A 22,429-nucleotide genomic window follows, 5' to 3' on the forward strand; every position below is an offset into this window, starting at 1 on the left:
ACACGGATCGCCGAAAAACGGGCACAGCGAGCGGGACCGCAGTACCACCGGAGCCGGTCCCCGGGTCACTCTTGGTAGTGCCCCGCGTGTCCCCACGCGGGCTGGGGAAGTGGCGAGGAGAGGCATGCAGGACACAGCGGGGCAGTTCGCCCGGGCGATCGAATCCGCCAACGCGCACTTGCGCCAGGTCAACAGTGGGATGGCGGCCCTGCAGACTTCGTGGCGGGGCGAGGCTTCGGTCCGCTTCGGCCAGGCGATGAACGAGTGGGAGCAGCAGTTCGACGTGATCGTGGGCCGGCTCGAGGACCTGATGGCGGCCACCGGTGGCACGGGGTCCCGGACCGGCGGCCTGAGCGGGAGCTGAGCGTGGCGCACGGGGCCGGGTCCCCCGGCGGCGCGGACTTCCCCGACGCCGACGACATCCTGGACCGGATGGGGAAGACGACCGGCGGGCTGCGGGCCGTGATGGCCGAGCTGGAATCCACTGTGGAGCAGGAGCTGGCCGGCTGGCCGCCCGAGGCCGCGGCCCGCTACCGCGCCGCGAAGCGGGAGTGGACGGCCGCGCTCGACCGCATGCCGGAGTGCCTGGACCGGGCCCGTGACGCGTTCGAAGAGATCGCGGGCCACCCGGCCTTCGACCCGGCCGCCGAGCCCGAACGGCCGGGTGGCGCCCAGAGCCGGTGAAGGGGCCCCCACGTTCCTCTGGAGCGCTCTGAGCTGGGCGGATGGCGAGATTCTTCACGTCGTTCGCGGGCGGTGGAGCTCGGTGGGGAGAAAACGTGAAGTCACGGGAGCGAGACTGACCGCTGTCAACGCGGATGGTCGGTAGGAGTACTCGTGAAGCTGGTCGAAGTCGCTGTTCTCGCCTCGGACCCGATCACCAAGGCCGGCGCCGTGAGCCTGCTGGGCACCCGCCCCGAGCTGCAGGTGCTGTCCGAGGACTCGGCCGCGCAGGCCGACGTGGTGCTGGTGATGGAGGAGCACGTCACCGACCGCGTGCTGGCGCGGGTGAAGGAGCTGGGCCGGGAGTCCGAGCACCTGGCCGGGCCCGAACTGGTGATCGTCGCCGACCACTTCCGCGAGAGCGACCTGATGACGGCCATCGAGTGCGGCATCGTCGCCATCCTCCCGCGCCGCGAGACCGGGGGCACCGAACTGGTCGCCGCGGTGCTCGCCGCCGGCGACGGCACGGCCACCCTCCCGCCGCGGCTGCAGGGCGCCCTGCTCGGCCAGGTGCAGCGCATGCGCCGCGACGTGCTGGAGCCCAACGGCCTGACCCTGTCCGGCCTGGCCGCCCGCGAGTGCGACGTCCTCCGTCTGGTGGCCGAGGGTTACGGCACCGAGGAGATCGCGTCGAAGCTCTGCTACTCCGAGCGCACCGTGAAGAACGTCCTCTACGGCTTGATGACCCGCTGCGGGCTGAACAACCGCGCCCACGCGGTCGCCTACGCCCTGCGCGCGGGCGCCATCTGAGCCGGAACCACCGGTCCAGGGGCGGCGGCAGGCGCGGAGCCGCCGCCCCGTTTTCCGGGCCTGCGCCGGTCCGGGCCCCGCGGCTAGGGTGCTGATCATGGTGCAGACGGCAGCGGAGATCGCCCGCGGGGTGCGCGCGGGCGAACTGGATCCCGTGCGGGTGACGAACGAGGCACTGGCCCGCATCGACGCGGCGGACGGGGTGGTCGGGGCGTTCCGGCGGGTGCGGCGGGCGGAGGCGCCGGCCGAGGCCGCGCAGGTGGCCCGGCGGCCGGATCTGGGCGAGCTGCCGCTGGCCGGCGTGCCGATCGCGGTGAAGGACGTCCTCGAGGTCGCCGGCGAGTACGCGGGCCACGGTTCGGCCGCGGGCCCGCGAACCCCGTTCACGGCCGATGGGCTGATCGCTTCCCGGCTGCGCGCGGCGGGCGCGGTGATCATCGGCCTGACCCGGGTGCCGGAGCTGTGCATCTTCCCGATGAGCGACGATCCGTCGGGAATTGCCCGTAACCCGTGGGACCCCGCGCTGACCGCGGGTGGCTCCTCCGGCGGCAGCGCGGCGGCCGTCGCGGCGGGCCTGGTGCCGATCGCGCACGGCACGGACGGACTGGGCTCGATCCGCCTGCCGTCGGCGATGTGCGGGCTGGTCGGCCTCAAACCGGGTTTCGGGGTGGTGCGGGAGCCGTCGCCGGGCTGGTTCGGGATGTCCACGCACGGCCCCATGGCCACGACGGTCGAGGACGCGGCCCTGCTGGTGTCGGTGCTGGCGGAGCGTCCGGACCTGGCCGAGCCGACCGTGCCGGGGCCGAGGCGGATCGCGGTGTCCACGCAGGTCCCGGTCGTGCGGGCGAAGCTGCCGAGCTTGCTGACCGCCGCGGTGTCGCGGGCTGCGCAACTGCTGGCCTCGTCGGGTCACACGGTCGTCGAGGCCACCCCGCAGTACAGCGCGGGCGCGATGCTCGGCGCGGTGGCCCGCTGGTCCGCGGGCCCGGCGCGGCAGGCCGAGGAGTTCGACTTCGCGCGCCTGCAACCCCGTACCCGCACCCACGTCCGCTTGGGCCGCCTGTCGCGCCACCTCGTGCGCGATCGCACCCGGACGCGGTGGCAAACCCGCACGGCGGAGTTCTTCGCCGACCACGACGTCCTGGTGACCCCGGTCCTGGGGGCTCTGCCCCCGAAAGCCGACCGCTGGCACACCCGCTCCCACCGGGCGAACACCTCGGCCGCGGCGGGCGTCGGCCTCTTCACCGGCTGGTGGAACCTGGCCGGCTACCCCGCCCTCACCGTGCCGATCACCAACGACCCGGCCCAGGGCCCGCCGGCCGGGGTCCAGCTGATCGCGGCCCCGGGCGGGGAGGGCCTGCTGCTGGGCTTGGCCGCCGAGCTGGAGTCGGTCAACCCTTGGCCGCGCACCACCGCGGGCTGAGGTTTCCCGGGATTGGGCCGCGCTACCAAGAATGCCCCGCCCAGCCGGACGGGGCATTCTTGGTAGCGAGCTTGATCCGGTGCTTCAGGCCCTGGGCTTGCCGGCCGCCGGGGAAAGGTGCTCAGGCCCTGGGCTTGCCGGCCGCCGGGGAAAGCGGCTTGTCGGACCCACCGCCGGAGGTCGCTGTCTTGCCGGGAGTCGCCGTCTTGCCGGGGGCCGCACCGGGTCCGGGAGACGGCTTCGGCTTGGGCGCCCCGGACTTGACCAGGGGATTGCCCGCCGAGGGCTTGACCGTCGGCGAGGCCGGCATGGTCGGCGAGTCCACCGAGCCCGTTTCCGCCCCGGTCTTCGGCTCCGAAGCGGCCACCGGTCCCGCCGCTCGAGCCGAACTCACCGAGCCGGCCGGAGCCCCGCTCCCAGCCGCACCACCCTGGGCCACTGCGGTCGCGCCGCCGTTGCCCGCGCCAGCGGTCGCGCCGCTGCCGTTGCCTGCACCTGCGTTCGCACCGCCGCGGCCGGTCGCACCGGTACCGACCCCGTCGTTGACCGGGGCACCACCGACGGTCGCGCCGCCGTTGGTGGCACCGCCGCCGGTAGCTGCACTGACACCGTTGGCTGCACTACCGCTGTTAGCTGCATTGCCGCTGACCACTGCATTGCCGCTGTTAGCTGCATTGCCGCTGGTGGGAGGAGTGGCGTTGATGGTCGCACCGCCGCGGTTGGCTGCGGTGGCCGCCGTGGTGCTGCCGATGGCTGCGCCGCCGCGGTTAGCCGCTGGGGCGGTGCCGATGGCTGCGCCGCCGTTGCCCGCTGATGCGCCGCCGCCGGTGCCTGCGGCCATACCGCCGTCGGCCGCGCCGGGCTTGGCCGGGCCTGCGGCGGTGCCGCGGTCGGCCGGAGCACTGCCGTTGGTGGCCGGCCCGCGGTTGACCCCGCCGCGGTTGGCCGGGACACCGGACGAAGCGTCCTTGACTCCGGCACCGTTCGCGGAGCCGGAAGCACCGCCGTGACCAGCGGCCTTCGGTGCGGCCCCGGCGGAAGCGCGGGCCGGGCCGGAGGGGAGGTCGGGTTCGTCGCCGCCGACCAGCTTGGACGCGGACGGGATCACGGATTCGGCCGGCAGAGTGGCCAGCAGGCCTTCGCTGCGGCCCAGGACCTCGTCGGCCATCGCGAGGTTCTTGCGGGCCTGCTCGCGGATTTCGGCGAGGCGCTCGACCTTGCGGGTGGCCGCCGTGGTGCGTTGCGCGGCCTGCGTGCTGGCCTCGTCCAGGCGGCGCTTGGCCTCCGCGGTGGCCTCGTCCACGCGGCGCTTGGCCTCGGCCGTGGCTTCCGCGATGCGGCGCTCGGCCTGGTTCTTGCTCGCCGTGTGCTGGTCGGCGATGAGCTTTTCGTGCGCGCTGCGCTCCGCGGTGATCTTGGCTTCGAAGTCGCGCTCGATCTTGCGGCGCTTGCGCTCGGCCTCGTTGTCGAGCAGCTCCCGGCGCTGCGCCGCCTCGACGGTCAGGCGGTGCACCTCCGCCCGCGTCTCCTTCAGCGCCTCCTCGTGCTCGGAGTGCAGCGCCTCGGCCTGCTTGTCCAGCTCGGAGACGAGCCGGGTGTAGCGCTCGCGCAGCTTCGTCGAGGCCTCGGTGGACGACGCCCAGTGCTTTTCCGCCGCCACCTGTGCACGCTTGGTGATCTCCTCCGCGCGCGCCTGCGCCAGCTGCACGGTGCGCTGCATCCGCTCGTCCAGGTCCTCGAGCCGCTCCGGCGGCTTCATCAGCTCCTCGACCCGGCCCTGCAGCTTCGTCACCTCGCCGCGGGCGGACTCCAGTTCACGCGCGAGCGTGCTCACCTGTGCCGCCGCCGCGTCGCGGTCACCCAGCAGCCGGCGTAGCTGCGCCTCCAGATGATCGAGGTACTGGCGCACCTCGTTGCGATCGAAGCCGCGCCAGGCTTCGGTGTACTCACGCCGCACGGGCAGGAGGCCGTTGTCTCGCTCGGGAACCATGCGCCCGACCGTACCCGCGCACATTGAGTCGCCGCCGTCAGGACTGGTGATTCACCGCCCCGTGTCGGGCCCGCCCCGGTGATCTTCCCCTGAACGGCCTCACCCGGGCGGACCTCGTGACTACCAGTGGAAGCCGCGGGACAACCGGGCCAGCGTCATCGCCGCCTTGGAGAGGTGTTTCTCGCCACGGCCGATCTTCAGCTGCCCCGAGCCACCGGCCGCCGCGGAGTCCGGGAAGATCCGGAAACCCTGGTACGCGATCGCGTCGGTGAGGCCCGGCGTGAGCGTGTACGCGAGCCCGATCGCCTGTCCCGCCGGAGTGCCGATGTGCTTGGGGCGGGCCAGCAGCGCCTTCATCACCATGCCGGCCGCCTGCTCCGGGGACTTCGTGGGGAAGGCGTCGTAGATCTTGGTCGGCCGGATCATCGGCGTGCGCACCAGCGGCATGTGGATGGTGGTGAAGGTGATCCCGTCACCGTGCGTCTCGGTGGCCGCGATGCGGGAGAAGTAGTCCAGCGCGGCTTTCGACGCGGCGTAGGCAGAGAAGCGCGGCGCGATGCCCTGCACCCCGATCGACGAGACGTTGACGATGTGCCCGAACTTCCTCTCGGACATGTGCGGCAGCACCGCGAGGATGAGCCGCACCGCGCCGAAGTAGTTGATCGCCATGGCGCGCTCGTAGTCGTGCATGCGATCGTAGGACAGCTTGATCGACCGGCGGATCGAGCGGCCGGCGTTGTTCACCAGCATGTCGATCCGGCCGTGCTCGGCCAGCATCGCGTCCACGGCCTTGCGCACCGAGTCCTCGTCGGTCAGGTCGGCCGGGTACACCGAGGCCGTGCCTCCCGCGGCGACGATTTCGTCGCGTACTTCTTCCAGCTCGTGCTGCCTCCGCGCGACCAACAGCGGGACGCCGCCCGCCTCCGCGACCTTCAGCGCCGTCGCCCGCCCGATGCCCGAGGAAGCGCCGGTAATGATCACGCGCCGCCCGTCGAGCTCACCGCGCGGGCCGTGCTTGCGCGCGCGGAACGGGTCCAGGTGCTCTCGCCAGTACCGCCACAGCGTTGCCGCGTAGTCCTCCAGCTGTGGCGCCTCGACGCCGGTGCCGGCCAGCGCCTTGCGCGTCTCGGCCGAAGCGAACACCGAGGGGAAGGCCATGGTCTCCAGCAGCACCGGCGGGATGCCGAAGCGTTCCATCACCGCGTCGCGCGCGATGGTGAAGCCGGGGATGTGCTCGCTGAGCTTGGCCAGCCCGACGATGCCCTTGGAGAGCCGCCCGCCGAGCTGCGCGGTGATCGTCGGCGCGCCCGCGGCCCGGGCGAAGGCGTTGTAGACCGAGACGACCGGCTGCGGCTCCGGGTTGACCAGGTGGAAGGCCCGCCCGTCGAGCCCGTCGGTGGTCACCAGCTGCAGCAGCGCCTTGGCCACGTAGTCGACCGGCACGACGTTGGTGTCGCCGAGGTCCGGTCCCACGAGCGGCACGTCCGGCAGCCCGGCGAGCCGGCTGATCGCGGGGAACAGGTAGTACGGGCCGTCGACCTTGTCCATCTCGCCGGTCTCGGAGTTGCCGACGACCACGGCCGGCCGGTACACCCGCCACGGCACCTCGTGCTGCTGGCGCACCAGCTTCTCGGCCTCGAACTTGGTGCGGTGGTACGGCGTGACCAGCCGCTGCCCGACGTCGAACATGTCCTCGCTGAACAGCCCCGCGTGGTCCCCGGCGACCGCGACCGAGGAGACGTGGTGCAGACAGCCGGCGCGCAGGTCCGAGGCCAGGTCGACGACGTGCCGGGTACCGTCCACATTGGCCTTGACGCTGGCCTCGTCGTCGGCGGTGAGGTCGTAGAGCGCGGCCAGGTGCACCACGTGGTCGACGCCGCGCAGGCTCTCGCGGTCCCCTTCGGAGACGCCCAGCATCGGCTCGGACAGGTCACCGGTCACCAGGCTGACGCGCTCGGCGTGCGGCCACCCGTCGACGAGCGCGGAAAGCCGCTCCCGCGACGACGACCGCACCACGAGCGCGACCCGATCGGCGTCCGGCCGCGCGAGCAGCAGCCGGGTGAACTGGCGGCCGATCAACCCGGTCGCGCCGGTCACCAAGAACGTCGCCATCTGTCTCACCCTCCGCCGTGCACTGCTGGAACCCTTGCGCATTCTGCTGCATCGATGCCGTGCTGACCACCGCTTGCCCGAGGGCAAATACTCGTAGGTAGCTTTTTGCTCGGCCGGATTTCCGCAGGTCGAACCGCGTTTTTCCGCGGCCACTGGTTCCGGCGAGCGGTGCGAACGGGCCGTTCGCGACGCCTGGGGCGGGTGCGAAAGTCCCCCTCACGACACGGGCTGGTGGCGCAGGTGTGCGCGCGGGTGCCGCCGCAACGGCCCGAACGGGCAGCTGGACCAGCGGCGACCGGGTGGCCGGCCCGGCGGCGACGGAGTGACGACCGGCCGGCGACCGGGTGGGGGCGCCCGGCCGGCGGCCAGGAAATACGCCCGGCCGGCGACCGAGGGATGACGACGGAGGCGGAATCAGCGGTGGACCTGGCCGGGCGGCCGAATTCCGGTCTCGCGAAGCTGGGCCGTAATGGGCTCCCGGCGCCGGGTGGCCCCCATCGGCCCTCGGCATCAAGCCGGGTCGGCGATGACCACCCGGTTCTCCTCGTACCCGTCGCTGCCGCCGACCCAGCGGCCGCCGCAGGTGACCAGGACGACGTGGTGGGGGCCGGCCTGGCCGAACAGGTCGTCGGCGCGGGTGGCGAGGTCGTTCTTGTGCACGGTGACCAGCTGGGAGATGCGGAACCGGGCGGGCCGGCCCGCACTGTCCACTATGGTCACCACGCCGCCGATGCGCTCGTTCCACAGCTCGGCGAACGGGCCCGTCGCCCCGCGCCAGTTCACGTGGCCGGCGAACACGCTGGCCCCGCTCACCGCGTCCAGCGCGGCGCCCCACCAGGCGGCCTGGCCGATGTTCGACGGCACCGGCAGCGTGTTGCCCGGGCCGAGGCCCTGGCGCACCATCGCCGCCGTGCCGCCGCCGGGAAGGCGGATCGTGCCCGGCTGCTGCGGGCCGGGTGACGGCGGCTGCCGGTTCTCCGCCGGTGCGGCCGGGGGCGCGGACGAAGACGGAGGAGCCGGCGGCGCCGACGAGGAGATCGCCGGCGGCGCCGGAGCGTCCTGGCGCGCCGGAGCGGCGGTGGGGGCCGGCTGCGCACTGCCGGCCACCACCGCCGTCGGGGGCGCGCTGATCACGACGGTGACGAGCTCCACCGTGAGGACGCTCGCCGCGCCGAGGACGAAACCGGCGATCAGCCGGCCTTTCGCTGCCATACCCCTACCGCTCTCGTTACCGCCGGGAGGCCCGCCGGGCGGCGAAGCCGACCAGAGCCGAGCCCACGAGCGCGAGCACCCCGAGCCCGATCAGTGCGGGCAGGGAGTAACCCGTGTCGATGGCTCCCTTCGCCATCGCCACCGGCTGGTCGCCGGCGGGGATCGCGTGGGGCACCTCGTTCGGTTTGTTGACCAGTGTGAGCGCCAGTGTGTCGCCCGGCTTCAACGAGCCGCACACCGAGGGCGGGTTGTTCTTGTCGAACGCGTTCTCGTAACCCGGCGGCGGGCTCACCTCGACCACGCAGACGTCCTGCGGGGCCAGCAGGTTCTCCACGGTCACCCCGCCGTCGTCCCCGCTGGTGGTGACCACGACCGGCTGCCCGTCGGGCCCGTTCAGCGGTTTGCCGTCCTGCCCGGTGGCCGCGGTCTTCTTGTCCTGGCCGGTGATCCGCAGCGCGGTGCCGCCGATGCCCTTGCCGGTGTTCGCGTCCGTCTTCGTGACGGCGACCTTGCCCGGCTTCGCCACCGCGACGGTGCCGGTCGCGGTCAGCTTCTTCTCGCCACCGGTCGACACCACGTTCTGCACGCCGGTGTTGATCGTCGGGGCCTGCACGTAGGGCCGGTCCGCCGGCGCGGTGAGCGAGGTCGAGAGCTTCGGCTGGTCGCCGGTCGGGGTCACCTTGACCGAGATCGTGCCGTCCGCGCCGGTGTTCAAGGTGGTCTCGGTCGGCGCTCCCGGCCCGGCCGAACTGCCCTTGGTGTCGGTGCTGCCGGTGTTGTCGGCGCCGTTCGTGCTGTCGGTGCTGTTCGCGCTGTCCGAGGTGGTCCGGGCTTTGGCGTCGTCGCCGGTGGCCAGCGTCCCGTCGGCGGCGGTGATCTTCACCGGTACGTCGGCGATGCCGGTGCCCTTGGCGTTCTTGACGCTGATCGTCCAGGTCGCCGCCTGGCCGAGGTGCTGGACGGTCTTCGGCGGTGTGACCGAGGTGGTCCACGGGCCGCGGTTGGTCTCCGCGTCAGCGGTCATCTTCGTGACGTCGTCCGCCGCCGCCGGGGCCTGGCTCTGCAGCTTTGCGAGGTGGAACGGCGCGTCGTAGCCGATCTTGTCGGCGGTGAGGCTCGGGTTCAGGTCGTCGTGGCCCGGGCGCGGGGCGGAGGTCCACGAGTGCAGCAGGTGCGCCAGCGCGGCGGCCTGGTCGGCGTCCTTGGTGTCGCCGTAGCGCAGCAGCAGGTAGGAGATGTTGGCCGCCTGGTCGGCGGGGATCTTGTCGCCCCACTTGGTCAGCAGCTCGTCACCCGGCTTGTACACCTCGTCGGTGTCCGGGGCCTTCAGCTGGAAGCTGACGCAGAAGACCTGCTTGCCGCCCACGATGTAGGAGCCGAGCCAGTTCCGGCTCGGCGTGCGCGGGGACATCGGCTGACCGGGTGTGACGGCGTGCCCGACGCCTTCCTGGGTCGCCGCGAGCGCGGGCGTGGTGCCCACGGCGGTGACGGAGAGTGCGCCGAGCAGGCCCGCGGCGACCAGGCCGGTGACTGCGCGCAGCCGCGCACGCGGGCGTAAGGTCCACCCCATGGTGTGTTGACTCCTTATTCACGCGCCCCGACCACGCCTTGTGCGTCATCGCAGGCCACACGATCGACTAGCTCCCCGACACGCCTTCGGCTGGATCTCGAACACGCGAAGTGAAGAGTCCCGTCAGTCCACCCCGCATGTCTAGGGTCCATCGGGTGACCTGCGGTGAACGGTCGTGATCCCGGTCGCATACGGTGGGACCCGGCTCGGCTGAGCGGCGACGATCGGGGAACGGGGTAAAGTTTTCTTTACTCGACGGGAACCAGCCGGCCCGGCCGGTCGTTGAACCCGATGCAAGGTGCCAGCAGATCCAGGAGGATCAGGTGCGTTCCAGTAGCAACCCGGCGTTCCGCAACCTGCCGCGCGGCTCGGCCGCGGGTGGGCAGTACGGGCCGAACGTCGGCTTCAACCAGTCCTACGGCGTCCCCCAGGGTCAGGGCGGCGGGCCCGGGTACGGCCCGGGTCAGCTGCCCACCGGCTCCGCCGACCGGCCCATGACGGTCGACGACGTGGTGGTCAAGACCGGCCTCTCGCTCGGGGTCGCGCTGGTCTTCGGCGTGATCACCGCGCTGTGGGCCCAGACCCAGCTGGTCTTCGACTCGCTCGGCCGGGTCGCCGGGATCAGCGGCGCGCTGATCGGCGCGCTGGCCGGTGGCATGATCGTCGGGCTGATCATCTCGCTGGTGATCATCTTCCGGCGCAAGCCGAGCGGGCCGCTCACGCTGGTCTACTCCGCCGCCGAAGGGGTCTTCCTCGGCGCGCTGAGCGGCCTGTTCGAGGTGCTCCACCGCGGGATCGCGCTGCAGGCGCTGATCGGCACCGCGGGCGTGTTCATCGCGATGCTGGTGGTCTACAAGACCGGTGCGGTCAAGGTCACGCCCAAGCTGACCAAGTGGATCGTCGGGGCCGTCGCCGGCGCCGCCATTCTGATGCTGGTCAACCTGGTCACCGCGATCTTCTTCAACTTCAACCCGCTGCGGGACGGCGGGCCGATCGCGATCCTGTTCAGCCTGGTGGTCATCGGCATCGCGGCGTTCAGCTTCCTGCTCGACTTCGACCAGGCCGACCGCATGATCCGCGAAGGCATGCCGTCGCAATGGGCCTGGTACGCGGCCTTCGGCCTGATGACCACGATGGTCTGGCTGTACCTGGAGATCCTGCGGCTGTTGTCCTACCTCCGCGACTGACCCCTCGTCGAGGTTCCCTGAGAAGGCGCTCCGTGACCAACGGGGCGCCTTTTCTGTGTTTTCCTCACCTATTTGGGGATACCGGTGGCCGATCCTGATCACCCTGCGTGTTTGATGACGGAGTCCGATTCCCTTCACACATGTGAGGTCGACGTTGAGCGTCACCCCTCCGGCCCCTGGGGGCCAATCGCCGGTGGGCCCGCCCGATCCCCACGGTCAGCCGTCCGGCGGCTTCCCGTCACCCGGCCAGTACCCACCTCCGGACCCGGCGGCCTACGGCCGGCCCGGCACTGACCAGCCGTATGCCCAACCAGGTCCGTACGGTCAGCAGCCCGGCCCGTACGCACAGCCGCAGCCCGTCCCGTATGCGCAGCCGCAACCCGGCCCGTACGCGCAGCCGGTGCCCGGCGCCCCGGGCCAGCCGGTGCCCGGCCCGTACGGCCCGCCGCCGGGCCAGCCCTACGGCCAGCCCGGCCAGGCCGGCCAGCTCGGCCCTCCGCCGACCGCGCCGAAGTCGAAGTTCCGCTTCCTGCGCCTCGGCATCATCCTGGTCGTGGTGGTGGTGGCCGTGGTGATCGGCATCGTCAGCTACTCCAGCTCGCCCGAGAGCTCGAGTGTCGGCGACTGCCTCAAGGTCGCCGAGTTCACCGACGGGGTCACGCCGGACAAGGTCGACTGCAACGACGCCGCCGCGAACGTCAAGATCGGCGCGCGCCTGTCCAACGCCTCGGACAAGTGCCCCGAGGGCATGTACGACGAGTACGAGGTCACCGGCCGTTCGGACTACCGCCTCTGCCTGGTGATCAACGCCAAGCAGGGCGACTGCCTGAAGGGCTACCAGTCGCAGACCGCCGGCTACCAGAAGGTGCCGTGCACCGACCCGGCCAAGGACGCCGAGCTGGTGAAGGTGGTCGAAGGCCAGGAGGGCGAGGCCGTCTGCCGGGACACCGAGGCGACCGAGTACCGCTCGTACTCCCAGCCGAAGCTGACCCTCTGCATCAAGTCCTGAGCTGAGCACACGGTGGGACGGGGGCGTCCGGAGTCCGTTCGGACGCCCCTGCCCGGCCCGGCGTCGCACGGGGTGGGACGGGCTGCGCCGGATCGTCCGGACGCCCTAACCTGTGTCGCCCTGCTTCCCCGACCGGACCAGGAGCGCTGGTGGCGACCACCGAATCCCCACCCGGGGACCACGATCTTTTCGAATTCCCCACGTCCTGCGCCGCGCCCGTGCCCCAGCCCGAAGCGCCCGTCCGGGTCGTCCCGCTGGTCGTCTCGGGTGTGCTCGCGCTCGGTCTGACCTGGTTCGTCTGGGCCGGCTACGGGGCCAAGGCCGGTGTGCTGCTCGTGCTCGGGCTGCTGCTCGGGCTGGCCCTGTTCCACTCGCGGTTCGGCTTCACCTCGGCCTGGCGGCAGTTGATCGCCGTCGGCAACGGCCAGGGCCTGCGCGCCCACACCCTGCTGCTCGGCACCGCGGCCACGCTGATCGCGCTGATCTGCGGCACCGGCGCCGGGCTGTTCGGGAGCAAGCCGGTGCCGGTGGGGAACGTCGGCCCGATCGGGCTGGCGTTGTTCGCCGGGGCCACGCTGTTCGCGATCGGCATGCAGCTGGGCGGGGCCTGCGCCTCCGGCACCCTGTTCGCGGTCGGCTCCGGCCAGTCGGCGATCGTGCTCACCCTGGGCGGGTTCATCACCGGCTCGGTGCTCTACACCTGGGGTTACCCGCTGTTCGAGGGCTGGCCCCAGGTCCCGGGCCTCCTGCTGTCGGACCACGTCGGCTGGTTCGGCTCGTGGGCGATCACCGTCGTGGTGCTCGCGGCCATCGTGCTGGTCACGCGCACGGTGCAGAAGCGCCGCCTGCCACCGCCGGTCGACGCGGTACCCACCGCCCACGGGTTCGCGCGGGTCTACCGCGGGGCCTGGCCGATGCTCGTCGGCGCCGTGGTGCTCGGGGTGCTGGCCGGTGCCGTTTACCTGGTCTCGGGGGGCATCTGGGGCGTGACCAGCGCGTTCAGCCTGTGGGGGGCGAAGATCCTGCAGGTGTTCGGGCTGCACCCGGAGCACTGGGAGTTCTGGCGGCTCAAGGCGAACGCCGCCGTGTTGAGCGGCCCGATCTGGAAGGACAAGACCAGCCTCACCGACTTCGGCATCATGATCGGTGCCGCGGTGGCGGCCGCCGCGGCGGGAGCGTGGAAGATCCACAGCTCGATCCCGTGGCGCACGGCGGTCGCGGCGATCCTCGGCGGCGTCCTGATGGGCGTCGGCGCGCGGCTGGCCGGCGGCTGCAACATCGGCGCGTACCTCGGCGGCATCTCCGTCGGCAGCCTGCACGGCTGGCTGTGGGGGATCTTCGCCCTCGGCGGCACCTGGATCGGGATCCGGCTGCGCCCGCTGTTCGGGCTGGGCAACCCGGTGCCCACCGACAGCGTCTGCTGAAGCCACAATCGGTCCGAAGTGGACGATTGACGACCCGCTTCGTTCGCCTCGGGCAAAAGCAGTGGAACTCCCCGCGGCCCGACGATTACCCTCTACCCCTCACCAGGGGGTTCCGCCGGCCGGCGACCGGCACCTTCCTGGCCGGCTCGCAGCGGATCGGCCGGGTGGGGTCGGTGCTGGGGGTACCGACGCCGCCGGGCCGGCGCGATCGGCCGGCGCGGGGCCTGGTGCCGGTGCGCTGACCCCGCAACGATCAGGGGGCCGCCCCAGAGCGGGCGGCCCCTTGCCGGTGCTGGAAATCCCTCAGGAAAGGCGCTCCAGCACCATCGCCATGCCCTGTCCGCCGCCGACGCACATGGTCTCGAGGCCGAACTGCTTGTCGTGGTGCTGCAGGGAGTTGATCAGCGTCGAGGTGATGCGGGCACCGGTCATGCCGAACGGGTGGCCGACCGCGATCGCGCCGCCGTTGACGTTCAGCCGGTCCAGGTCGATGCCGAGGTCGCGGTAGGACGGGATGACCTGCGCCGCGAACGCCTCGTTGATCTCGACCAGGTCGATGTCCGAAATGGACAGACCGGCGCGCCCGAGGGCCTGCTTCGACGCCTCGACCGGGCCGTAGCCCATGATCTCCGGCGAGAGCCCGGTGACGCCGGTCGACACGACGCGCGCCAACGGGGTCAGGCCCAGCTGCTTCGCCTTGGTGTCGGACATGACGACCACGGCCGCCGCGCCGTCGTTCAGCGGGCAGCAGTTGCCGGCCGTGACGCGACCGTCGGGGCGGAACACCGGCTTCAGGCCCGAGACGCCTTCGATCGTGACGCCCGCGCGCGGACCGTCGTCCTTCGACACCACCGTGCCGTCCGGCAGCGTGACCGGCGTGATGTCCTTGGCCCAGAAACCGTCGGCGATGGCCTTCTCGGCGAGGTTCTGCGAGCGCACGCCGAACTCGTCCATGTCCGCTCGCGTGACGCCCTTCAGCCGCGCGAGGTTCTCCGCGGTCTGGCCCATCGCGATGTAGACGTCGGGCACGTCGCCCTCGGTGCGCGGGTCGGTCCAGCTGTCCGAGCCCGATTCGGCGGTGGCCTTGGTCCGGTTCTCGGCCCCGGCGAACAGCGGGTTGTGCGTGTCCGGCCAGGAGTCGGAGCTGCCCTTCGAGAACCGCGAGACGGCCTCGACTCCGGCGGAGATGAAGACGTCGCCCTCGCCGGCCTTGATCGCGTGCATCGCCATGCGGGTGGTCTGGAGGCTGGAGGAGCAGTACCGCGTGATCGTGCAGCCGGGCAGGTGGTCGTAACCGAGCTCGACGGCGACGGCGCGGCCCATGTTGAACCCGGACTCGCCACCGGGCAGGCCGCAGCCGAGCAGCAGGTCGTCGATGTCGGCCGGGTCGAGCTGCGGGACCTGGTCCAGCGCCGCCCGGATCATCTGCCCGACCAGGTCGTCGGGGCGCAGGCTGACCAGCGAGCCCTTGCCGGCACGGCCGATCGGGGAGCGGGCGGTGGAGACGATGACGGCTTCGGGCATGGCTTGGACACTTCCTCGGGTCGGCGGCACTAAGCGGTTGCTCACCATAGTGCCGCCTGTCACGCCCGCCGGAAAGCCGAAGGCGACGCGGGCCACTTCCGGCGCTGGCAGGATCGCCCGGGTGACGAACCGGAGCCGGGCACTGCGCACGGGCACGATCCTGTGGTGGGGGGCCGGACTGGTCCTGGTGGCCGTGGCCGCCGCCGTCCTCCTGCTGAGCACGCTGGGCGGTGGCCGACCGCAGGACTCGGCTCGGCTGGACGCCCTGCGCACGGCCGCGAACGTGGTGGTCGGCACCGGCGGAGCCGCCGCGCTGTTGCTCGCCGCGCGCCGCCAGCGTTCGGCCGAGCTGGACCTCGAGCAGAAGGACCACGACGCGACCCAGCGCCGGATCACCGAGATGTACGGCAAGGCCGCCGACCAGCTCGGCTCCGGCCAGGCCCCGGTGCGGCTGGCCGGGCTCTACGCGCTGGAACGGCTGGCCCAGGAGCACCCGTTCCAGCGCCAGACCATCGTCAACCTGCTCTGCGCGTACCTGCGGCTGCCGTTTCGCACCGATCGGGGCGAGCGCCAGGTCCGGCAGGCCGCGCAGCGGATCCTGACCGTGCACCTGCACCCGGCCGAGGACGGCGGGGACGCCTGGTTCTGGCCGGACGTCGACCTCGACCTGACCGGCGCGCGGCTGGCCGACTTCTCGTTCAAGTACTGCCGGGTCCGCTCGGCGGTGTTCGCCGGCGCGACCTTCACCGGGGTCAGCACCTTCCGGGGCGCCGCCTTCGCCACCAAGGCGGACTTCGCCGGGGCCACCTTCACCGCGCCGCCCGATTTCGCCGGCGCCGCGTTCCCACCCGGGGTCGGTGCGCCCCCGCACCGCAGTTCGAGCGTTTAGGCTGGGCGGCGACCGCCGAAATCCGGCGCGGAAGGGCAGGAACGCAGTCGTGGAGTACGCCGAGCACATCGTGGATCTGGTGGGCAACACCCCGCTGGTCAAGCTGAACACGCTGACCGAGGGGCTCAAGCCGCTGGTGCTCGCGAAGGTCGAGTACGTGAACCCGGGCGGCAGCGTCAAGGACCGCATCGCGCTGCGCATGATCGAGGCCGCGGAGAAGTCCGGTCAGCTCAAGCCGGGAGGCACGATCGTCGAGCCGACCTCGGGCAACACCGGTGTCGGGCTGGCCATGGTGGCGCAGCGCAAGGGGTACAAGTGCGTGTTCGTCTGCCCGGACAAGGTCAGCGAGGACAAGCGCAACGTGCTGCGCGCGTACGGCGCCCGCGTGGTGGTCTGCCCGACCGCGGTCGCGCCCGAGCACCCGGACTCCTACTACAACGTCTCCGACCGGCTGGTCCGCGAGATCGAGGGCGCCTGGAAGCCCAACCAGTACGCCAACCCGGAGAACCCGGCCAGCCACTACCACTCCACCGGCCCCGAGGTCTGGCGCCAGACCGACGGCCGGATCACGCACTTCGTCGCCGGCGTCGGCACCGGCGGCACCATCTCCGGCACCGGCCGGTTCCTCAAGGAGGCCAGCGACGGCCGGGTCCGGATCGTCGGCGCCGACCCCGAGGGCTCCGTCTACTCCGGCGGCAGCGGCCGGCCCTACCTGGTCGAGGGCGTCGGTGAGGACTTCTGGCCGGAGACCTACGACCGCGGGGTCGCCGACGAGATCATCCCGATCTCCGACGCGCACTCGTTCGACATCACCCGCCGCCTCGCGGTGGAGGAGGGCCTGCTGGTCGGCGGTTCCTGCGGGATGGCGGTGGCGGCGGCGCTGAAGCTGGCCGAGCGGCTGACCGAGGACGACGTGATCGTGGTCCTGCTGCCCGACGGCGGCCGCGGCTACCTGACCAAGGTCTTCAACGACGACTGGATGTCCTCCTACGGCTTCCTGCCGCCCGACTCCTCGGGCGCCACGGTCGGCGACGTGCTGACGAAGAAGAGCGGCTCGCTGCCCAGCCTCGTGCACACGCACCCGAACGAGACGGTCGCCGAGGCCGTCGCGATCCTGTCCGAGTTCGGGGTCAGCCAGATGCCGGTGGTCAGCGCCGAGCCGCCGGTGATGGCGGCCGAGGTGGTGGGCGCGGTGAACGAGCGCGACCTGCTCGACGCGTTGTTCACCGGGCAGGCGCAGCTGGCCGACCGGCTGGACGCGCACATGTCGCCCCCGCTGCCCACCATCGGCGCCGGTGAACAGGTCGGCTCGGCGATGAAGGCGCTGGAATCCGCGGACGGGGCGCTGGTGCTGATCGACGGCAAGCCGGCGGGCGTCGTCACCAGGCACGACCTGCTGGGCTTCCTGGCCGGGCGGTAGCGGGTCGAATCGGCGGAGCGGGCCGGGGCGTTATGAGCGCCCTGCCCCGCGATCCGATAGCGTGGTCGCGGTAGAACTTTTTCGCGTCCTCGTCAAGGGGGTTCAAGACCCACATGAGTGCTCCGCAGCCACCGAACCAGCCCTGGGACGGCGGACAGCAGCCGCCGCAGGGCCCACCGAGTGGTCCCACACCTCAGCAGGACAGTCCGTTCGGCACGTCGGAGCCGACGCAGGTGGTCCAGCCGGGTCAGCCGCAGCCCGCCTACGGCGGTGGTGCCTTCGGCGAGACGCCGGAGCCGACCCAGGTCGTGCAGCCGGGCGGTGGCCAGCCGGGTGACGCGAACGCGACGCAGACGGCCGGCCAGCACGGCGACGGCGGCGCGGCCGAGGCGACCCAGATGGTCGCGCCCGGCTCGCAGCCGCCCGCCATCCCGTACGCCCCGCCGCCCAGCGCGGCCGACAACCCGGCCGCAGCCGGCGGCTACGGCCAGCCAGGCGGGTATGGCCAGCCCAGCCAGCCGTTCGGCCAGCCCGGTGAGCAGCACGGGGCCTTCGGCCAGCAGGGTCAGTCCGGCGAACAGCACGGGGCCTTCGGCCAGCCGGGCCAGTCCGGCGAACAGCACGGGGCCTTCGGCCAGCCGGGCCAGTCCGGTGAACAGCCGGGCGCGTTCGGCCAGCCGTCCCAGGGCTTCGGCGCCCCGGGTGGCTTCGGCCAGCCGCCGCAGGGCGGGTTCGGTCAGCCGGCCCCGGGCTTCGGCGCGCAGCCCGCGTTCGGCGCCCCGGCCGGTGGTTCCGGTGGCTCCGCGCTGTTCGGCTACATCGCCGGCGGTCTCACCGCGGTGCTCGCGCTGGTGGCGCTGATCATCTCGTTCAGCTACCTCGGCGACGCCAGCGACTACTCGAAGGCCGTGGAAGGCCTGCCGCAGGACACCGTGAACAAGGCGCTCGACGCCGCCGGGCTGGCCAGCCCGGGCAGCGTGATGTTCTACGTGATCCTGATCCTGGTCGGCGCGATCATCGGCCTGGTCGGCGGCGTGGGCCTCGCGCTCGCGGGCAAGCTCGGTGGCGGGCTCAAGCGGCTGGTGCCGATCGTGATCGCGGTCGGCGGCGTGGTGATCGCGCTGTTCTCCATCCTGCTGCTCAACGGCACCACGGTGAGCTCCTCCTACCTGCAGCAGCTGGAACAGGCCGGGCGCAGCACCAGCGGACCGACCAGCACCGCGGGTCTGCCGACGCTGATCTTCGGCATCGTGATCCTGGTGATCGGCGTGCTCGGCCTGATCCCGCCGACCGCCAAGCTCGTCGGCCTCGGCGGCGACGCGGCCGGCCCGCAGCAGCCGGGTGGGTTCGGCGGTCCCGGCGGCTTCGGCGGTCCGGGCCAGCCGGCCGGGTTCGGTCAGCCGGGCCAGTTCGGTCAGCCGGGTCAGCACAAGTTCGGCCAGCCGGGCCAGCCGGCCGGGTTCGGTCAGCCGGGCGGGTCGAACCCGAACAGCGGCGGCTTCGGCCAGCCCGGGTTCGGTCAGCCGGGCCAGCCGCAGCAGCCGGGTTACGGTCAGCCGGGCAGCAGTGGGTTCCCGCAATCGGGCCAGCCGCCGCAGCAGGGCGGTTATGGCCAGCAGCCCCCGCCGGGTTACGGCCCGCCGCCGGGCTACGGTCCGCCTCCCGGCCAGCAGCCGCCGCCGGGTTACGGCCCGCCGCCCGGTCAGCCGGGCGGGTACGGCCAGCAGCAACCGCCGCAGCAGTGGTGAGTACCTGAAATTCCTCGGTCGAAGGGCCCCTTCAGCGTCGAAAGCGCGCTGAAGGGGCCCTTCGCCGTTCACGGCGGTGGATTCGCGAGCAATGGAGAAATGCGGTTTTTCCATAACGTTCCGGTGCGTTGATCTTGAATCATTCTCCCCTCTGGTGGATACGGGCAGAGCTGCTTCATTCCTTTCTCCGGTTCCGGTCCGGACGTGGGTTTCCCGGGCTATGGTGAGCGCCGTCGTTCCCGGTGCGAGCTGATGGGGGAGCAGGAGTGGGTAGCCCGTACGGAGACCCCGCGCAGCCATCGGAGCCCGGAGAACCCGTGGCGGCCCGCCGCCCGTCCGGGGCCACCGCGGGGCTCGCCGCGCTGCTCGGGCTGGCCGCCGCCGGGCTCGCCGGCTACGTCCCGGTCGCGGTGTTCCTCGGCATCCCGTCCGGCTTCAGCCTCGGTGACCTTCCTGTGTGGACACTCGTGGACCTCGGTGCGTACCTCAGTGCCGGACTGGTCCTGCTGCTGGGCGCGCTCGGCACGATCTTCCGCGCGACCGCGGGCGCCGTACTGCTGATCCTCGGCGCGCTGCTCGCGATCGGGGCGCTGGCGATCGAATCGACCCGGGTCAGCGGCGGCGGGTACGAGGTCTACTTCCGGACGGTGTTCGCGCTGCACGGCGCCCCCGGCACGGGCCGGGCGGTGCTGGTCGTGCTCACGCCGCTGGTGCTGGTCCTCTCCGCGGTACCACCGACTTTCGCGTACCTCCGCTACCGGACACCGGCGGCACCGCCGTACGGTCCGCGCTCGCCGGGACAGTGGTGAATTCCCACCCCGAAATGCCCGTTGCCCTGGCACGATGAGCAGCGACACCGCCCGCCAGAGCCCGAGGAAGCCCCGTGACCCACCCCCAGAACCCAGGACCGCCGCCGGGCTCCCAGAACCCGGGACAGCAGCCGGAACCCGGGACGCAGCCGTACTCGGGCCAGCCGTACTCGGGGCAGCAGCCGTACCCGAGCCAGCCCTTCCCGGCCCAGCCGCAGGATCCGGGGGCCCAGCCGCAGCCGTATGCGGGCCAGCCGGGCCAGCCCTTCGGTCAACCAAGCCAGCCCTTCGGCCAGCCGAGCCAGCCCTTCGGCGCGCCGCCGCAGCCCTACGGCCCGCCGTTCCCGGCCTACCCGGGCGGTCCCGGCTCGATCCAGCCGCCCAAGCCGGGCGGCGGCACCGCGATCACCGCCGCGGTGCTGGCGATCCTCGGCGGTATCGCCTCGCTGGTCAGCGTGATCGGCTACATCGCGATCGGCGCGGAAACCTCTAGCCTGCCGGTCTTCGTCATCGTGTCGCTGGTGGTCAACCTGGCCATGGCCGGGTTGCTGCTGTTCGGCGCGATCACCCTGCTCATGCACAAGCCGATCGGCCGGATGTGCGTGACGGTCGGCTCCGGCCTCGCGATCGCGTACACGCTGATCACGCTGGTCCTGCACTTCGCCGACGTGTCGGGTCTGGGCGGGGACACGTCGGCCGTCATGGGGTTCGGCGTGGTCGCTTCGATCCTCTGGATCCTGCCGCCGGTGGCCACGCTGGTCCTGGCGATCGTGAAGCCGACCGCGTGGTGGGTCGGCCGCGGCGGAGTCCGCCCGGGATCTCCGCCGCACCCGGGTCAGCCGTACCCCGGTGGTCACCCTCCGCAGCAGGGAGGCGGCCCGCAGGGCTGGTGACCGCGGCGAAGGGAACTTCCGGCGGCGGGCATCGACGCGTGGTGGCCGAGCCCACTCCCACTTGCCGGGATTGTCAGGGGTGGGTCGTACCCTGGGGGCATGGTCGACGACTACTCCGTTCTGGGCTTCGAGACCCGGGCGATCCACGCGGGCCAGGAGCCCGATCCGCGTACCGGTGCGGTCATCGTGCCGATCTACCAGACCTCGACCTACGCGCAGGACGGTGTCGGCGGCACGCGCGAGGGCGATTACGAGTACTCCCGCACGGCGAACCCCACGCGCACCGCCCTGGAGCAGGCGCTCGCGGCTCTGGAAGGCGCGCGGCACACGCTCGCGTTCGCCTCCGGCATGGCGGCGTCCGACGCGGTGCTTCGCACCGTGCTGCGCCCGGGCGACCACCTGGTGCTGGGCAACGACGCCTACGGCGGCACCTTCCGGCTGATCGACAAGGTGCTGAGCCTCTGGGGCATCGAGCACACCGTGGCCGACCTGTCGAAGATCGACCAGGTCCGCGCGGCGATCCGCCCCGAGACCAAGCTGATCTGGTGCGAGTCGCCGACGAACCCGCTGCTCGGCGTGGCCGACATCGCGGCGCTGGCCGGGGTGGCGCACGAAGCGGGCGCGCGGCTGGTGGTCGACAACACGTTCGCGACCCCGTACCTGCAGACCCCGCTGGCCCTGGGCGCGGACATCGTGCTGCACTCGACCACCAAGTACCTGGGCGGCCACTCCGACGTGGTCGGCGGCGCCGTGGTCACCAACGAGGACGAGCTGCGCGAGCAGCTGTTCTACCTGCGCAACGCGGCCGGTGCGGTGCCCGGCCCGTTCGACGCCTGGCTGACCCTGCGCGGGATCAAGACGCTCGCGCTGCGCATGGAGCGCCACAGCGACAACGCCGAGCGGATCGTGCAGGCGCTCACGAAGCACCCGAAGGTCGCCAAGGTCTACTACCCGGGCCTGCCCGAGCACCCGGGCCACGAAGCCGCGGCCAAGCAGATGCGCCGCTTCGGCGGCATGGTCTCGTTCCGCCATGTGGACGGCGAGGAGGCGGCTCTGGAGGTCGCGTCCCGCACCAAGCTGTTCATCCTAGCCGAGTCCCTGGGCGGTATCGAGTCCTTGATCGAGCACCCGGGCCGCATGACCCACGCCAGTACGGCCGGCTCCACCCTCCAGGTCCCCGCGGACCTGCTCCGCCTTTCGGTCGGCATCGAAGACGGCCGCGACCTGGTCGCGGACCTGAACGCCGCGCTGGGCTGAGCACCGGCCCGGTGCGCCTCCGGCCACGGGAAAACCCCGCGTCTCCGAGGGAGCCGCGGGGTTTTCCGACGACGGGGGTCTGCTGCCGGGCGCGCCCCGTACCCGGGGTGGCCCCGGTGGGTCAGGGGCGGTAGCTGCTGGGCAACGGGTGGGCGCTGCGGGCCGCGTGGCGGGCCGCCGCCTCTTCGCCGGCCGAGGCCGGGGTCAGCTCGGAGCCGTTCACGCAGCCGCCGACCAGTTCGATGTGGTTGTCGTGGCGGATGTACTGGGCCGGGCCGCCGCAGCCGGCCGCGTCCACGGTGAACAAGGCGGCGCCGGTGAGGGCGAGGGCGGAGACGACACCGACCACGAAGGGCACCGAACGGGCCGCACCAGCACGCCGGGCCCTCGGCGCGTCGCTCTCGGCCGCCATAGTCGCACTCCCTGATCACGTGTGGTTGCTGTTATCAGCGTACCGGTCCCCCGTCTGGTGCACCCCGGCCATAGGTG

General features: G+C 72.1%; 19 protein-coding genes. 13 read left to right on the forward strand and 6 right to left on the reverse strand.

Going from position 1 to position 22,429, the window contains the following annotated elements:
- Positions 1-124: 124 nt before the first annotated feature.
- The 4 genes from NYF13_RS11060 (at position 125) to NYF13_RS11075 (ending at position 2,896) form a co-directional block, all read left to right on the forward strand.
- On the forward strand, positions 125-364 hold the full coding sequence (locus tag NYF13_RS11060) for a WXG100 family type VII secretion target (RefSeq protein WP_315656106.1): 240 nt from the start codon (positions 125-127) through the stop codon (positions 362-364).
- A gap of 2 nt (positions 365-366) precedes the next feature.
- The gene (locus NYF13_RS11065; protein WP_315656107.1) at positions 367-684 is read left to right on the forward strand and encodes a hypothetical protein; all 318 of its coding nucleotides are present in this window, start codon (positions 367-369) and stop codon (positions 682-684) included.
- 153 nt (positions 685-837) lie between these two features.
- Positions 838-1,473, forward strand: coding sequence for a response regulator transcription factor (locus tag NYF13_RS11070; protein ID WP_315656108.1), 636 nt, complete (start codon positions 838-840; stop codon positions 1,471-1,473).
- 97 nt (positions 1,474-1,570) lie between these two features.
- Positions 1,571-2,896 (forward strand): amidase family protein, encoded by a 1,326-nt coding sequence (locus NYF13_RS11075; protein ID WP_315656109.1) that lies wholly within the window; start codon positions 1,571-1,573, stop codon positions 2,894-2,896.
- Between the two features lie 121 nt (positions 2,897-3,017).
- On the opposite strand, the gene NYF13_RS36680 is transcribed toward NYF13_RS11075, so the two are convergent.
- The 4 genes from NYF13_RS36680 to NYF13_RS11095 form a co-directional block, all read right to left on the reverse strand.
- The gene (locus tag NYF13_RS36680) at positions 3,018-4,886 is read right to left on the reverse strand and encodes a cell division protein DivIVA (RefSeq protein WP_396286945.1); all 1,869 of its coding nucleotides are present in this window, start codon (positions 4,884-4,886) and stop codon (positions 3,018-3,020) included.
- Positions 4,887-5,006: 120 nt separating this feature from the next.
- Positions 5,007-6,998: an SDR family oxidoreductase gene (locus NYF13_RS11085; RefSeq protein WP_315656110.1), complete on the reverse strand. Its 1,992-nt coding sequence runs from the start codon at positions 6,996-6,998 to the stop codon at positions 5,007-5,009.
- A gap of 510 nt (positions 6,999-7,508) precedes the next feature.
- Positions 7,509-8,210 carry a class F sortase gene (locus NYF13_RS11090; protein ID WP_315656111.1) on the reverse strand — a complete coding sequence of 234 codons (702 nt, stop codon included), beginning with the start codon at positions 8,208-8,210 and terminating at the stop codon, positions 7,509-7,511.
- Positions 8,211-8,226: 16 nt separating this feature from the next.
- Positions 8,227-9,780 (reverse strand): hypothetical protein, encoded by a 1,554-nt coding sequence (locus tag NYF13_RS11095; RefSeq protein WP_315656112.1) that lies wholly within the window; start codon positions 9,778-9,780, stop codon positions 8,227-8,229.
- A 323-nt stretch (positions 9,781-10,103) separates the two neighbouring features.
- On the opposite strand from NYF13_RS11095, the gene NYF13_RS11100 reads away from it, so the two are divergent.
- The 3 genes from NYF13_RS11100 (at position 10,104) to NYF13_RS11110 (ending at position 13,400) form a co-directional block, all read left to right on the forward strand.
- Positions 10,104-10,967: a Bax inhibitor-1/YccA family protein gene (locus NYF13_RS11100; RefSeq protein WP_315656114.1), complete on the forward strand. Its 864-nt coding sequence runs from the start codon at positions 10,104-10,106 to the stop codon at positions 10,965-10,967.
- A 400-nt stretch (positions 10,968-11,367) separates the two neighbouring features.
- Positions 11,368-11,976 carry a hypothetical protein gene (locus NYF13_RS11105; RefSeq protein WP_315656115.1) on the forward strand — a complete coding sequence of 203 codons (609 nt, stop codon included), beginning with the start codon at positions 11,368-11,370 and terminating at the stop codon, positions 11,974-11,976.
- Between the two features lie 149 nt (positions 11,977-12,125).
- Complete coding sequence (locus NYF13_RS11110) at positions 12,126-13,400, forward strand: YeeE/YedE family protein (RefSeq protein WP_315656117.1); 1,275 nt, start codon at positions 12,126-12,128, stop codon at positions 13,398-13,400.
- Between the two features lie 303 nt (positions 13,401-13,703).
- On the opposite strand, the gene NYF13_RS11115 is transcribed toward NYF13_RS11110, so the two are convergent.
- Positions 13,704-14,924 carry an acetyl-CoA C-acetyltransferase gene (locus NYF13_RS11115; protein ID WP_315656119.1) on the reverse strand — a complete coding sequence of 407 codons (1,221 nt, stop codon included), beginning with the start codon at positions 14,922-14,924 and terminating at the stop codon, positions 13,704-13,706.
- Positions 14,925-15,045: 121 nt separating this feature from the next.
- Here NYF13_RS11115 and NYF13_RS11120 point away from each other — a divergent pair, with 121 nt between their 5' ends.
- The 6 genes from NYF13_RS11120 (at position 15,046) to NYF13_RS11145 (ending at position 21,940) form a co-directional block, all read left to right on the forward strand.
- Entirely contained in the window at positions 15,046-15,813 is a 768-nt protein-coding gene (locus tag NYF13_RS11120) for a pentapeptide repeat-containing protein (protein ID WP_315656120.1), read from the forward strand.
- A gap of 49 nt (positions 15,814-15,862) precedes the next feature.
- The gene (locus NYF13_RS11125) at positions 15,863-17,233 is read left to right on the forward strand and encodes a cystathionine beta-synthase (protein ID WP_315656121.1); all 1,371 of its coding nucleotides are present in this window, start codon (positions 15,863-15,865) and stop codon (positions 17,231-17,233) included.
- Between the two features lie 233 nt (positions 17,234-17,466).
- Positions 17,467-18,981, forward strand: coding sequence for a hypothetical protein (locus tag NYF13_RS11130; protein WP_396286949.1), 1,515 nt, complete (start codon positions 17,467-17,469; stop codon positions 18,979-18,981).
- Positions 18,982-19,298: 317 nt separating this feature from the next.
- On the forward strand, positions 19,299-19,790 hold the full coding sequence (locus NYF13_RS11135; protein WP_315656125.1) for a hypothetical protein: 492 nt from the start codon (positions 19,299-19,301) through the stop codon (positions 19,788-19,790).
- 74 nt (positions 19,791-19,864) lie between these two features.
- A complete protein-coding gene (locus NYF13_RS11140; RefSeq protein WP_315656127.1) occupies positions 19,865-20,683 on the forward strand; it encodes a hypothetical protein in 819 nt (272 codons plus the stop codon).
- Positions 20,684-20,782: 99 nt separating this feature from the next.
- Entirely contained in the window at positions 20,783-21,940 is a 1,158-nt protein-coding gene (locus NYF13_RS11145; RefSeq protein WP_315656128.1) for a cystathionine gamma-synthase, read from the forward strand.
- A 121-nt stretch (positions 21,941-22,061) separates the two neighbouring features.
- Here NYF13_RS11145 and NYF13_RS11150 read toward each other — a convergent pair whose 3' ends face one another.
- Complete coding sequence (locus NYF13_RS11150; RefSeq protein ID WP_315656129.1) at positions 22,062-22,352, reverse strand: hypothetical protein; 291 nt, start codon at positions 22,350-22,352, stop codon at positions 22,062-22,064.
- Positions 22,353-22,429 lie beyond the last annotated feature (77 nt).

Source organism: Amycolatopsis sp. PS_44_ISF1, assembly GCF_032335455.1.
Taxonomy (GTDB): Bacteria; Actinomycetota; Actinomycetes; order Mycobacteriales; family Pseudonocardiaceae; genus Amycolatopsis.

What these genes read in the sequence shown, in the direction of transcription:
- NYF13_RS11060 (WP_315656106.1), top strand. Translation starts at nt 125, where the DNA reads ATGCAGGACACAGCGGGGCAGTTCGCCCGGGCGATCGAATCCGCCAAC.
- NYF13_RS11075 (WP_315656109.1), top strand. Translation starts at nt 1,571, where the DNA reads ATGGTGCAGACGGCAGCGGAGATCGCCCGCGGGGTGCGCGCGGGCGAA.
- NYF13_RS36680 (WP_396286945.1), bottom strand. Translation starts at nt 4,886, where the DNA reads ATGGTTCCCGAGCGAGACAACGGCCTCCTGCCCGTGCGGCGTGAGTAC.
- NYF13_RS11085 (WP_315656110.1), bottom strand. Translation starts at nt 6,998, where the DNA reads ATGGCGACGTTCTTGGTGACCGGCGCGACCGGGTTGATCGGCCGCCAG.
- NYF13_RS11090 (WP_315656111.1), bottom strand. Translation starts at nt 8,210, where the DNA reads ATGGCAGCGAAAGGCCGGCTGATCGCCGGTTTCGTCCTCGGCGCGGCG.
- NYF13_RS11095 (WP_315656112.1), bottom strand. Translation starts at nt 9,780, where the DNA reads ATGGGGTGGACCTTACGCCCGCGTGCGCGGCTGCGCGCAGTCACCGGC.
- NYF13_RS11115 (WP_315656119.1), bottom strand. Translation starts at nt 14,924, where the DNA reads ATGCCCGAAGCCGTCATCGTCTCCACCGCCCGCTCCCCGATCGGCCGT.
- NYF13_RS11145 (WP_315656128.1), top strand. Translation starts at nt 20,783, where the DNA reads ATGGTCGACGACTACTCCGTTCTGGGCTTCGAGACCCGGGCGATCCAC.
- NYF13_RS11150 (WP_315656129.1), bottom strand. Translation starts at nt 22,352, where the DNA reads ATGGCGGCCGAGAGCGACGCGCCGAGGGCCCGGCGTGCTGGTGCGGCC.